The following is a 12,239-nucleotide window of genomic DNA, read 5'->3' as shown; positions in this document are numbered from 1 at the left end:
TGTTGTATGAAAATTAAAGAAATACTCTCGGTTTTAGAAGAAATGGCTCCTTTGGCTTATGCTGAAGACTTTGATAATGTCGGTTTGCTGGTGGGTGATGCAAATGCTGAAGCAACAGGTGTTTTAGTGTGTCATGATGCTTTGGAGACGGTAATTGATGAAGCTATTGAAAAACAATGCAATCTGGTGGTTTGTTTTCATCCGATTTTGTTTTCGGGAATTAAAAAAATAACCGGAAAGAATTATGTAGAAAGATCCATTCTGAAGGCAATAAAGAACGATATTGCTATTTATGCTGTGCATACGGCTTTGGATAATCATCAAAACGGAGTCAATAAAATTTTCTGTGATGCTTTGGGACTGATTAATACTAAGGTTTTGATTCCGAAACAAAACTTTATTCAAAAACTGGTGACGTATACCATTCCCGAAAACGCGGACAAAGTCCGGAATGCAATGCTCTCGGCCGGAGCGGGAACAATTGGGAATTATGATAATTGCAGTTTTAATTCGGAAGGATTCAGTACATATGAGGGTAATGAAAACAGTAACCCGTCGGTAGGTAATAAAGGAGAATTGACAAAAACGGAAGAAATTAAAATTGAAGTTACTTTCGAGAAATACCTTCAATCAAAAATTCTGAAAGGGTTGTTTTCGAATCATGTATATGAGGAAGTGGCTTATGAAATTTATGATTTGCAAAACTCACACCAGAATATTGGATTGGGAATGATTGGGGAATTAAAAGAAGGGATGGATGAAAATGATTTTCTTAAAATGGTCAAAGAAAAGATGGATTGTGGCGGAATCCGTCATACGCAATTACTAGGAAAACCGATTAAAAAAGTAGCTGTTTTAGGCGGGTCCGGAAGCTATGCGATTAGAAATGCAATTTCCGCCGGAGCTGATGCTTATTTAACGGCTGATTTAAAATATCATAATTTTTATGAGGCTGAAAGTAGGATTTTATTAGCTGATATTGGACATTTTGAAAGTGAACGGTACACAAAAAATTATATAGTTGATTATCTTACGAAAAAAATTCCTAATTTTGCAATCGTTTTATCTCAAATAAATACAAATCCAGTTAAGTACTTATAAAATATGGCAACAAAAGAATTGAACGTTGAAGAAAAGTTAAGAGCGTTGTATGATTTACAATTAATAGATTCTAGAATCGACGAAATTAGAAACGTAAGAGGTGAATTGCCTTTGGAAGTGGAAGATTTAGAAGATGAGGTTGCAGGTTTAAGTACTCGTTTAGAGAAACTTAAAACTGACTTGGATAGCATCGAAGATCAGATCAAAGTGAAGAAAAGTTCTATCGAAGAGCACAAAGAAGCAATCAAAAAGTATACTGCACAGCAAAAAGAAGTTCGCAACAACCGTGAATTCAACTCTTTGACTAAAGAAGTTGAGTTTCAGGAATTGGAAATCCAATTGGCTGAAAAACACATCCGTGAAATGAAAGCTTCTATTGAGCACAAAAAAGAAGTTATTTCGCAATCTAAAGAAAAGTTAGAGGCAAAATCATCTCACTTAAAGCATAAAAAATCAGAATTGGATGCTATTATGTCTGAAACTGAGAAAGAAGAGAAGTTCTTAACTGAAAAATCAGAGGAATACCAAGCGCAAATCGAAGAGCGTTTGTTAAATGCTTACAAACGTATCCGTACAAGTGTTCGTAACGGCTTGGCGGTTGTGTCAATTGAGCGTGGAGCTTCGGCTGGTTCTTTCTTCACAATTCCTCCTCAAACACAAATGGAAATTGCTTCACGTAAAAAAATTATTACAGATGAGCACAGTGGAAGAATTTTAGTTGACACTGCTTTAGCGGAAGAAGAAAAAGAAAAAATGGAGCAATTATTTGCTAAAATATAAGTATCTTAAATCCCGATTTTTATCGGGATTTTTTTATGAGTAAGATTACCTATTTTATCGTTACTAAATCGATAGGTTTATATATAAACCTCATGGGATACCTGTCTCTAAAACGAGCAACTAAACTGGCGTATCAGTTTTTCAGTGAGCCACGGGAAGGTAAAATTTCGAAGGAAAAAATGCCTGTTGTTCTGCAAAATGTTACTACTGAAACCTTTGATTATGATGGTAATAATTTTCAGGTTTACATTTGGGAAGGAAACGAGAATATCATCTTGTTGGTTCACGGTTGGGAAAGTAATGCTTCTCGTTGGGCGAATATATTACCTTATCTGAAAAAATCCGGATCAACGGTTATCGCGATCGACGCACCTGCACACGGACTTTCGGGAGGAAAGGAATTCAGTATTCCGCAATACGCCGAATTTATTCATAAAACGGTTCAAATGTATCAGCCGCAATATCTGATCGGACATTCCATTGGTGGAAAAACCTGCTTGTATTATCAGTATTTATACCCAAATGATGCTATTAAGAAGATGGTTATATTAGGAGCGCCGAGTGATTTTAAAATTCTTTTGTCAAATTATATCAGGATTTTGAGCCTTAATTCAAAAATTGCAAAGGATTTAGAAGAGAAGTACATTAGGAGATATAAACAGAAGTTGGAGGATTTTTCGGGACGTAAATTTGCTTCAACAATTAAGGTTCAGGGATTAGTTGCTCACGATATAGATGACGATGTGGTCTCAATCAATGAAGGTAAGAAAATAGCCGAAGCATGGTCGAATTCCCGTTTTATAGAGACTAAAGGGTTAGGACACAGCATGCATGATGATAATTTATATCAATACATTTATCAGTTTTTATTCGAAAATTGAATCGCAGATTGTCAATAATTAAGAATTTATTGGCTATAAAAACCCATTCCTTTTCCTTAAATTTGTCTTATACGAGCTTAATCCTTTTGTTCGTAAACAAAATTATAATTTTCAATGTCAAGCATAATACAATTACTCCCTGATCATGTTGCCAATCAAATTGCTGCCGGTGAAGTCGTACAAAGACCTGCATCTGTAGTTAAAGAATTAATGGAAAATGCTATTGATGCAGGTGCTACTGATATAAAGCTGATTTGTAAAGATGCCGGAAAAACATTGATTCAGGTAATTGACAACGGTAAAGGGATGAGTGTAACCGATGCACGATTGTGTTTTGAACGTCATGCCACTTCAAAAATAAGAAAAGCAGAAGATTTATTTGATTTGCATACCAAAGGTTTTCGTGGAGAGGCTTTGGCTTCAATTGCGGCTATTGCCCATGTTGAACTAAAAACTAAACAGGAACAGGAGGAATTGGGGACACATCTTATTATTGAGGGTAGTAAATTTACTTCACAAGAGCCGGCGGTTTTGGCCAAAGGAACTTCTTTTTCGGTTAAAAATTTATTTTTTAATATACCGGCCAGACGGAATTTTCTCAAATCGGATACCGTTGAGTTAAAGCATGTTATAGATGAATTTCAGCGTGTAGCGATGGCACATCCGAATATTCATTTTAGTTTGTACCACAACGGTAGTGAAACTTTTAATTTACCACAATCTAATTTACGCCAGCGTGTAGTAAATATTTTTTCAGGGAAAACCAATGAGAAATTAGTACCTGTCCAGGAAACTACGGAAATAGTTGAGATAAACGGTTTTATCGGAAAGCCCGAATTTGCAAAAAAGAACAGAGGAGAACAGTTTTTCTTTGTTAATGACCGTTTCATTAAAAGCGGTTATCTGCATCATGCTATCATGGCGGCATACGAAGGTTTGTTGAAAGATGGTGCTCAACCCAGTTATTTCCTCTATTTGCAGGTACCTCCACATACAATTGATATCAATATTCACCCAACAAAGACTGAGATTAAGTTTGATGATGAGCATGCTTTGTATGCTATTTTGCGTTCAGCAGTAAAACATAGTTTAGGACAGTTTAATGTGGCGCCTGTTTTAGATTTTGAACGGGATGCTACTTTGGATACACCTTATGATTTTCAGGGTAAGGAAGCCGAATTTCCAACTATTCAGGTGGATAGTACTTTTAATCCTTTTGCTGAAGAAAAGAAACCAAGTTTTAGTAGTGGTGGAGGAAGTAGCAGCAGTTTTTCATTTAAACCGAAAAAGGAGGTGCAGCCGCATTGGGAAAGTTTGTATGTTGGATTAAAAGAAAGTTTTGAACCTGAACCGGATGAACCTCATGAAATGCAGTTTGAATCAGATGTGGTAACCAGTTCTTTGTTCAATGATACCGAAGTGGAACAATCGAAAACTGCAACATACCAAATTCATAAAAAATATATCGTAAGTCCGATTAAATCCGGTATGTTGATCATTGACCAGCAAAGAGCGCATCAAAGAGTATTGTATGAGCAGTTCTTAACGAATATAACAATCCATCAGGCAAGCAGTCAGCAATTGTTGTTTCCACTCACATTTTATTTTTCAGGAAATGAAATGGCTTTGATAAATGAATTGATTCCTTCATTGGAAAATACCGGTTTTGTATTTGATGCAATTAACCCGGATTCGGTAGTAATATCCGGATTACCTGTAACCGTTTCTGAAAGCGAGGCATCGATTGTACTTGAGCAGTTAATTTCAGATTTACAGGACGAAATTCCGGAAAGCAGTTTTAGTCAGATGGATAGTATGGCTAAATCGATGGCAAGAAGCTTAGCTGTAAAAACCGGGACCTATTTGACCGAAAAAGAACAGGAAAATCTGGTAAACAATTTATTTGCTTGTAAAGAAAATTCAGTATCACCGTTTAATAAACCAACTTTTATTACTTTAAGTGTTGAAGATTTGGATAAAAAATTTAGTGTATGATGCAAATTACGCCCACCGTTAAGCAGTTATTGATTATAAACATTTTGTTCTTTGTGGGTTCTCAGATTCTAAAAGATTTGGCGTATGTAAATTTATCGCTATACTATTTTGAAAACCCTTTATTTAGACCCTGGCAACTGATTACGCATATGTTTATGCATGCAGGTATTTATCAACCGGGTACAACTGGGAACTTATCACATTTGTTTTTCAATATGTTTGCTTTGTTTTCATTCGGTAGTTTGCTTGAAAGTATTTGGGGAAGCAAAAAATTTTTGTTTTTCTATTTATCAGCCGGATTGGGTGCAGCACTTTTTCAATTGGGGGTGAATTATTATATGATACATTCTGCTCTGAATGAGGTGTCAGGTTTGAATTTGAGCCAGAATGATATCAATACAATATTAAGTATGGATTTTAGGACTGTTTTTAATGAAGACGGTCAAATGGTTGCAGGGAAAATCAATGATATATTGAGTAATGCAAATTGTACTCAGGAGCAGTTTGATGTCATTGCAAAAGCGATCCTTCTTTTTCAGACCCCTATGGTAGGAGCTTCCGGTGCTATTTATGGTTTATTGGTGGCTTTTGCTTTCATATTGCCAAATGCACAGTTAAGTCTGATGTTTATACCGATTCCAATTAAAGCTAAATATTTTGTGCCAATATATATGCTATTGTATGATGGATTCTTTGGGATCTTAGGGAATTCTTTTATGGGAATCAATACAGGTGTTGCGCATTTTGCACATATTGGTGGGGCTTTAATAGGTCTTATGATGATGTGGTATTGGAAGAAAAATTCGTTCAATAACCGTCGCTGGAATTGATATAAATGGTTAATTTCATTATTTTAGTATCATGAGCAGTATTTTAGAGGATTTAAAACTTCAATATAGAGTAGGGGATTTGACAACCAAATTGATTTTTTGGGAGGTATTTCTATTTTTAATATTAACTGTAATATCGGTTTTTTCACCAAGTATATTTGAGAGATTTGTAGGTTATATTGCTTTGCCGGGATCATGGCAGGAAATGATTGTAAAGCCATGGACACTTATTACATATTCTTTTTTTCACATCAGGTTTTTTCACTTGCTGTTTAATATGTTAATGCTAATGTTTGCCGGCAGGTTGTTTGCAACATTCTTTACTCAAAAGCAATTTATCGGATTGTATATACTGGGTGGTATTTTAGGTGGTATTGTTTTTTTACTGGGATATCAGTTTCTGCCTTCACTTAGGTACGGAGAGTCCTTAATTGGAGCTTCTGCTTCTGTTATGGCTATATTGGTGGCCACTACAGTCTATCAGCCGGATTACAGCATACGTATTGGATTTATTGGTAATGTTAAGCTTTGGCATATCGCTTTAGTGTTTTTGCTTTTAGACTTAATTCAATTGCCAGTCGATAATTCAGGAGGGCATATGGCGCATTTTGGCGGTGCCTTGTTTGGTTATATTTATATTAAGGCATTGAAATCCGGAATAGATCTTACTTCGGGTTTAAATGTTGCTTTAGACCGAATTGTAACTCTTTTCTCAAGCAGAAAATCGACTCCGTTCAAAAGAGTTCATAAGAATGTAAAAGTGGATACAGCCAAAACAACAAGCCGGGTTGTAACAAAAGATAAAACCCAACAACAAATAGATGAAATTCTCGATAAAATAAGCCAGTCCGGTTATGATAGCCTGACGAAAGAAGAAAAGGAGTTTTTATTTAAGGCAGGGAAATAGGATTTATTTTCTGACAAAAAGTTGTTTATTTGTATTGAATTCAGTTAGATAAGTGGGATGAAGAACCTTTCATGGTTTAATAAAGTGATATTTTTTCTCAATATAGTGTTGACTATATTGACTTTTCTTGCTTATGTATTACCTTTTTTAGCGCCTAACTGGTTTCCTTTTTTATCGGTGCTTACATTGATCCTTCCCTTGTTTTTGATTATCAATGCACTGTTTTTTTTGTATTGGTTTATACAATTGAAGCGACAATTGGTCTTATCCGGTTTGGTTCTGGTTTTGGGAATTACTTTTATCAATAAGTATTATAAATTTTCCAGTAAAGAAAAAGAGGCTACAGATAAGGACTTTGTTGTCATGAGTTATAATGTCCGTTTATTGAATTTATTCAATTGGATTCCAAGGGAAAACGTGGCGCAAGATATTTTGAAGTTTGTAAATGAAAAGAATCCTGATGTTTTGTGTATTCAGGAATATTCTACATCGGCATCAGCTAAAATCGACTTGAAAATTTACCCTTACCGTGCTATTTTCATGGATGGAGAACAAATTAAAACTGGAAATGCGATCTTTTCTAAATTCCCGATTGTAAACGAAGGAAAAATTGATTTTCCAAACTCAAACAACAATGCCATTTTTGCTGATGTTAAGATTGGGAAGGATATTGTCCGTTTTTACAACATTCATTTGGAATCACTGAAAATTTCCCCGGATGTAAATGATATTTCGGAGAATGTTGAAGGAATCAAGCAAAAGGATTCGAAACTGATTGTTAAGCGTATTAGCGACGGTTTTACTAAGCAGCAACAGCAGGCCGAAATCATCATGGAACATAAAAAGACAAGCAGTTATCCACAAATCGTATGTGGAGATATGAATAACAGTGCTTTTTCTTATGTATACCGTGTGATTAAAGGAAATATGCAGGATTGTTTCGAAGAGGCCGGATCAGGTTTCGGAAAAACCTATAATTTTAAACATTATCCGGCCCGTATAGATTACATTTTTGCTGATCCAAAATTGTCAGTTAAAAGTTTTCAGCACTTTCCAGATTTTATAAATTCAGATCATATGCCAATTATGACCAGGGTAGCTATAGAATAGGTTTATTAGATTATAATTCCTGTTTTAATAGATAATCTTTAGCATATTTTCCTTCATTGAATAATAAATCCAGAACGCTTAAATTATTAAGATAACCATGTTTCTCTTCAAAAACCTGTGTGTAAGGTTCAAAAATTGCTGTATCTTTCTTTCCGTTGGCCAACAAACGTAAATCGCTGAAATCCTGGATTTCGTGAAAATATTCAATTGTTTTTTGGGCTTCGAAATTTAACCCAAGACATTTTTTGACAATTTCAATAGTTTCTAGGTTTAAATCCATTAAAAATGTATGCTTTTTAGTAAAAATTGGCATAATTGCGTCTTCATAATATTCAAAGAAAGGTGAAGTCCTGTAAGCTGCTTCTAATGATTTAAAATGCTGTTTCTGCCAGTCAAAAGCAGTTTCTAATTTCACGTCTTTGGTTTTCTGGCGTGTGTCTTTACTGTGTTTGATCGGAATATTCAATAGCTGGATACCATTCGGGCTGTAAATATACATGCGGTTACGGTTTGTTTGCTTTTGGAAGTTGTCTTCCATTTCGAATGTAACCGATTTAGCTTGTGTTATAGCCACAAAATGACTTACTGAAGGGAAATATGTCGGATGAATTAAAATGTCCATGATATTTAATTTAAAAAAATGCTAAACCTTTTATGATTTAGCATTGAATTTTTATTTGCTTACGCTCTTTTTGCTTTTCTTCTCTTGTACCAGTCGTAACCAAACCATCCTACAAGAAGGATTAAGAAATAGTTGAAATATGATGTAGGCTGTCCATCGCCACCAACGGTACAAAATAATCTGTCCCAACGGATTTTGTCGAATGCTTTGCTCCACGGGATATTCGGATCAACACTCCACCAGATGAATACCGGTTTTCCTACTACATGGTCAAAAGGAACAAAACCCCAGTAACGGCTGTCTTCCGAATTGTGACGGTTGTCTCCCATCATCCAGTAGTAATCCTGTTTGAAAGTATAATTTACAGCTTCTCTGTCGTTGATGTAAATTTTTCCTCCTTTTTCTTCTAGTTTATTGTTTTCATATACAGTGATGATTCTACGGTAAAGAGGTAGGGTTTCTTTGTTGATAGCAACTGTTTTGTTAGCTTCCGGTATGTAAATTGGTCCCATGTTATCCTGACTCCATTTCTGGTTGTGAGGGAAAATACCTTTGTCAATTTTAGATGGAGCCGGAGCTATTCTTTTTATTATTGATTTTATTACTGGTATAGCTTTAATTTTACCTAAGTTCTCATCTGTAACAGCTGCAAAAATATATTCGTTAGGTTTGCCTGTTGGGAAAATACCGTCTGTAATCTTCAAATCATTAATCAGATATTCAGCGTAATTATCAAGTGGGCTGCCGTCTGTTGTAACTAAGTATGAGTATTGTGGCTTAGCTCTTTCAGGTAACACAAGTTCTTTGTTATTTATATAAACATCACCGTCTTTAATAGAAAGATTATCGCCAGGAAGACCAACACATCTTTTTACATAATTGGAACGTTTATCCAAAGGTTTGTCGATATGTCTGCCAGAAGGATCTCTGAAAAAGTAAACGGTATCAACCGGCCAATTAAATACTACTATGTCGTTGCGTTGAATGTTTTGGAATCCGGGAAATCTGAATGATGGAAGTTGTGGCCAACTTGAATAAGATTTGCCTTTTACGACCATCAAACTATCATGAACCATTGGTAAGGCAATTGCCGTTTTTGGTGTTCTGGCTCCGTAATGAAATTTACTCACAAATAAGAAGTCACCTACCAATAATGATTTTTCCAATGAGGAAGTCGGAATGTTGAATGGCTGCATTATATAGGTATGAACCAATGTTGCTACTACTACAGCATATAAAATAGAGCTGATTGTGTCACCTACTTGAGTTTTGGCAACTAAGCTACGGTCTTTGATGTATGTAACATCAACAGCATAATTGATGTAATAGGTGTAGAATCCAAGTGTGAATACAGCTAAAAGTGTATCAGTTGTTGAATTTTTACCAAAGCTTCTGATCGTTTCAACCCAGATTACAATGAACATTATCAAATTGACTACGGGAACAAATAGTAAGGCAGTCCACCAGGTAGGGCGGTTGATAATTTTCATCAAAATGATGGAGTTGTAAACCGGAATGAAGGCTTCCCATGATTTTCTACCTGCTTTTTCGTATAGTTTCCATGTACCTAAACCATGAATGATTTGGAGAGTCAGGAAAAAGATAAGCCATTGTAATGCTGTCATATTCTGTTAGATTTATGTGTCTGAATTATTTTTAAATGTTATGGCTAAGAATTCAATGAAAGTACATCTTTCATGGTGAAAATTCCTTTTTTGCCAGCCAGCCATTCTGCGGCGATAACTGCTCCAAGAGCAAATCCTTCACGGTTATGGGCTGTATGCTTGATTTCAATCTGGTCGACTACACTGTCATAGAAAATACTGTGTGTGCCGGGTATGTTTTCAATTCGTTTAGCTTCAATGGGAATCTGCTTTTCTGTCGGATTTTCCATTGTCCAATTCGTATATTCTGAATTTGCAATAATGCCTTCTGCCAATGAAATGGCTGTTCCGCTGGGAGCGTCCAGTTTTTGGGTGTGGTGGATTTCCTCCATCGACACTTTGTACTCTTTCAGATTAGACATCATTTTTGCCAGATAAGCATTTAATTCAAAAAAGATATTTACACCTAAACTGAAATTTGAACCGTATATAAAAGCTCCTTCTTTCTCACTGCAAAGAGAAACTATCTCGTCATATTTTTCAAGCCATCCCGTAGTACCGCTAACTACTGGTACATTAGTAGCAAAACATTCCGTTATGTTACAAACGGCACTGTCTGGAACACTGAAATCAATTGCCACATCAGCATTTTGCAGTCCTTCAAATGTTGAGGAACTCGATTTTCGTAACACTATTTCGTGACCACGTTCCAAAGCAATCCTTTCGATTACTTTTCCCATTTTGCCGTATCCTAAGAGTGCTATTTTCATTATTCTTTGTTTTTGATTTTTTTTAGAAGTGATAAGCTCAATAATCCGAACAGTAATCCCATTGTGAATATCTGTATGAAATCAACCGTTCTTATGCTTGTATGGTCCTGAATGAAGTATCTTCCGGTTGCAGCAAGCAATAGAATTGAAAGAATGATAATCTTGTTTTTTTTCATTTTAAAACCGGTAGTTTAAACTTAAGCCTACGTTTTGTTTGTAGGTAAACTCATTCTGTTGGATTTCAGGTTTAACGGTCAGTTTTCCGTTTACGTTGAATTGTTTCAGATGGGAATCAACATTGGCATCAATGATATTCAGTGCATATATTGCCACTGTCACCAAAAGTGATAAATCTTTATTTCGCTGATGGTATTTCTGTGCGTCAATTAACTGGGAATTGCTCAAACGTTCGTAATCAGGATTTAGATCAGGATCATTGGCCAGTCTTTTTTTGTATTCGGTACGGTAACCGTCGTATTTCTTTTTATTCCAGGAATAAGCATAAATACCGGCTCCCATGGCGCCCCATACGATTGGGGCTTTCCAGTATTTTTTATTGTAAACCTGTCCCATTCCGGGAAATACTGCAGAGAAAAAAGCGGCCTTTGAAGGTGCTAAAGGGTTGATTTTTGTTTCAACAGTATCAGTAGCTTTCAGATTGAGTTCTTCCTGACCAAAACCGGAAAAATTACCAGATAGTGTGCAGAAAATCAGTATGTAAAACCAATATTTCACTAACTTTTGATCAATTTGATGATTCTGTTGAAATCCTCTTCCGATTTGAATGGAATTGTAATTTTACCCTTGCCGTTAGCAGCAATTTTTACGTCGATTTTTGTTCCGAAGTAGCTATTGAATACTTCCTGATCATCATTGGCGACTTCAAACGCAACAGCGGTTGTTTTTGCAGTCGGTTTATCAGGAGTGCCTTCGTGATAGGCTTTTACCAATGCTTCTGTTTCGCGAACCGATAAATTCTGGCTTACGATTTTTTGGTAAATATCTGTCTGTACATCGTGATTGTCAACATTGATGATGGCACGCCCGTGTCCCATTGAAATGAATCCGTCACGGATTCCCGTTTGAATGATTGGATCTAATTTTAGTAAGCGCATATAGTTGGCAACGGTAGAACGTTTTTTTCCTACGCGGTCGCTTACCTGCTCTTGTGTTAATTGGATTTCATCCATTAAACGTTGGTATGATAATGCAATTTCAATTGGGTCTAAGTCATGGCGTTGGATATTTTCCACTAACGCCATTGTCAGTGATTCGTTGTCGTCTGCTAAACGGATGTAAGCAGGAACGGTTTTTAAACCAACAATTTTAGAGGCGCGTAAACGGCGTTCCCCTGAAATTAACTGGTATTTATTGAAGTCCATCTTACGCACCGTGATGGGCTGGATAACTCCAAGTTCACGGATTGAAGTGGCTAATTCCTGTAAAGATTCTTCGTTAAAGTTGGTTCTTGGCTGAAAAGGATTGATTTCAATTGCCTCAATCTCTAATTCAATGATATTTCCTACTACCTTATCTGCGTTTTTATCCGATACTGATTTGATGTCGTTTTCAGGATCTTTTAATAACGCCGATAATCCACGTCCCATTGCTTGTTTTTTTGCCAATGCCATATTCTCTA

General features: G+C 36.0%; 13 protein-coding genes. 7 read left to right on the top strand and 6 right to left on the bottom strand.

The genetic code is table 11. From position 1 onward, the window contains the following. The first annotated feature begins 6 nt into the window (after nucleotides 1-6). The 7 genes from NAT51_RS05955 to NAT51_RS05925 all read left to right on the top strand — a co-directional run bounded on the left by NAT51_RS05955 (nucleotide 7) and on the right by NAT51_RS05925 (nucleotide 7,604). A complete protein-coding gene (locus tag NAT51_RS05955; RefSeq protein ID WP_250596484.1) occupies nucleotides 7-1,101 on the top strand; it encodes a Nif3-like dinuclear metal center hexameric protein in 1,095 nt (364 codons plus the stop codon). Nucleotides 1,102-1,104: 3 nt separating this feature from the next. Further along, complete coding sequence (locus NAT51_RS05950; RefSeq protein ID WP_250596469.1) at nucleotides 1,105-1,881, top strand: zinc ribbon domain-containing protein; 777 nt, start codon at nucleotides 1,105-1,107, stop codon at nucleotides 1,879-1,881. 35 nt (nucleotides 1,882-1,916) lie between these two features. Next, nucleotides 1,917-2,762, top strand: a complete 846-nt coding sequence (locus tag NAT51_RS05945) for an alpha/beta fold hydrolase (RefSeq protein ID WP_250596462.1) — start codon at nucleotides 1,917-1,919, stop codon at nucleotides 2,760-2,762. A gap of 114 nt (nucleotides 2,763-2,876) precedes the next feature. Beyond that, nucleotides 2,877-4,757: a DNA mismatch repair endonuclease MutL gene (gene mutL / locus NAT51_RS05940; RefSeq protein WP_250596460.1), complete on the top strand. Its 1,881-nt coding sequence runs from the start codon at nucleotides 2,877-2,879 to the stop codon at nucleotides 4,755-4,757. Beyond that, complete coding sequence (locus tag NAT51_RS05935) at nucleotides 4,754-5,587, top strand: rhomboid family intramembrane serine protease (protein WP_250596452.1); 834 nt, start codon at nucleotides 4,754-4,756, stop codon at nucleotides 5,585-5,587. Before mutL ends, NAT51_RS05935 begins: the two co-directional genes overlap by 4 nt. A gap of 31 nt (nucleotides 5,588-5,618) precedes the next feature. Beyond that, nucleotides 5,619-6,494: a rhomboid family intramembrane serine protease gene (locus NAT51_RS05930; protein WP_250596451.1), complete on the top strand. Its 876-nt coding sequence runs from the start codon at nucleotides 5,619-5,621 to the stop codon at nucleotides 6,492-6,494. 57 nt (nucleotides 6,495-6,551) lie between these two features. Next, nucleotides 6,552-7,604 carry an endonuclease/exonuclease/phosphatase family protein gene (locus tag NAT51_RS05925; RefSeq protein WP_250596449.1) on the top strand — a complete coding sequence of 351 codons (1,053 nt, stop codon included), beginning with the start codon at nucleotides 6,552-6,554 and terminating at the stop codon, nucleotides 7,602-7,604. 10 nt (nucleotides 7,605-7,614) lie between these two features. Here NAT51_RS05925 and NAT51_RS05920 read toward each other — a convergent pair whose 3' ends face one another. From NAT51_RS05920 to NAT51_RS05895, 6 genes are read right to left on the bottom strand one after another with little or no spacing between them, the layout of a single operon-like run. Then, a complete protein-coding gene (locus NAT51_RS05920) occupies nucleotides 7,615-8,226 on the bottom strand; it encodes a WbqC family protein (protein WP_250596447.1) in 612 nt (203 codons plus the stop codon). Between the two features lie 59 nt (nucleotides 8,227-8,285). Further along, entirely contained in the window at nucleotides 8,286-9,851 is a 1,566-nt protein-coding gene (gene lepB / locus NAT51_RS05915; RefSeq protein WP_250596445.1) for a signal peptidase I, read from the bottom strand. 44 nt (nucleotides 9,852-9,895) lie between these two features. Next, on the bottom strand, nucleotides 9,896-10,600 hold the full coding sequence (gene dapB, locus NAT51_RS05910; protein ID WP_250596443.1) for a 4-hydroxy-tetrahydrodipicolinate reductase: 705 nt from the start codon (nucleotides 10,598-10,600) through the stop codon (nucleotides 9,896-9,898). Continuing rightward, nucleotides 10,600-10,776: a hypothetical protein gene (locus tag NAT51_RS05905; RefSeq protein WP_250596433.1), complete on the bottom strand. Its 177-nt coding sequence runs from the start codon at nucleotides 10,774-10,776 to the stop codon at nucleotides 10,600-10,602. The genes dapB and NAT51_RS05905 overlap by 1 nt, the downstream gene beginning before the upstream one ends. A gap of 1 nt (nucleotide 10,777) precedes the next feature. Beyond that, a complete protein-coding gene (locus NAT51_RS05900) occupies nucleotides 10,778-11,335 on the bottom strand; it encodes a DUF5683 domain-containing protein (RefSeq protein ID WP_250596432.1) in 558 nt (185 codons plus the stop codon). Continuing rightward, nucleotides 11,335-12,231 (bottom strand): ParB/RepB/Spo0J family partition protein, encoded by an 897-nt coding sequence (locus NAT51_RS05895; RefSeq protein ID WP_250596430.1) that lies wholly within the window; start codon nucleotides 12,229-12,231, stop codon nucleotides 11,335-11,337. The genes NAT51_RS05900 and NAT51_RS05895 overlap by 1 nt, the downstream gene beginning before the upstream one ends. Nucleotides 12,232-12,239 lie beyond the last annotated feature (8 nt).

The organism is Flavobacterium amniphilum (genome assembly GCF_023634845.1).
Taxonomy (GTDB): domain Bacteria; phylum Bacteroidota; class Bacteroidia; order Flavobacteriales; family Flavobacteriaceae; genus Flavobacterium; species Flavobacterium amniphilum.
The sequence above is the reverse complement of the archived record's forward strand: the minus strand, read 5'-3'. Positions and strand labels throughout refer to the sequence as shown.

Coding starts and splice junctions, on each gene's coding strand:
- NAT51_RS05955 (WP_250596484.1), top strand. CDS start 7: ATGAAAATTAAAGAAATACTCTCGGTTTTAGAAGAAATGGCTCCTTTG.
- NAT51_RS05950 (WP_250596469.1), top strand. CDS start 1,105: ATGGCAACAAAAGAATTGAACGTTGAAGAAAAGTTAAGAGCGTTGTAT.
- NAT51_RS05945 (WP_250596462.1), top strand. CDS start 1,917: ATGAGTAAGATTACCTATTTTATCGTTACTAAATCGATAGGTTTATAT.
- mutL (WP_250596460.1), top strand. CDS start 2,877: ATGTCAAGCATAATACAATTACTCCCTGATCATGTTGCCAATCAAATT.
- NAT51_RS05935 (WP_250596452.1), top strand. CDS start 4,754: ATGATGCAAATTACGCCCACCGTTAAGCAGTTATTGATTATAAACATT.
- NAT51_RS05930 (WP_250596451.1), top strand. CDS start 5,619: ATGAGCAGTATTTTAGAGGATTTAAAACTTCAATATAGAGTAGGGGAT.
- NAT51_RS05925 (WP_250596449.1), top strand. CDS start 6,552: ATGAAGAACCTTTCATGGTTTAATAAAGTGATATTTTTTCTCAATATA.
- NAT51_RS05920 (WP_250596447.1), bottom strand. CDS start 8,226: ATGGACATTTTAATTCATCCGACATATTTCCCTTCAGTAAGTCATTTT.
- lepB (WP_250596445.1), bottom strand. CDS start 9,851: ATGACAGCATTACAATGGCTTATCTTTTTCCTGACTCTCCAAATCATT.
- dapB (WP_250596443.1), bottom strand. CDS start 10,600: ATGAAAATAGCACTCTTAGGATACGGCAAAATGGGAAAAGTAATCGAA.
- NAT51_RS05905 (WP_250596433.1), bottom strand. CDS start 10,776: ATGAAAAAAAACAAGATTATCATTCTTTCAATTCTATTGCTTGCTGCA.
- NAT51_RS05895 (WP_250596430.1), bottom strand. CDS start 12,231: ATGGCATTGGCAAAAAAACAAGCAATGGGACGTGGATTATCGGCGTTA.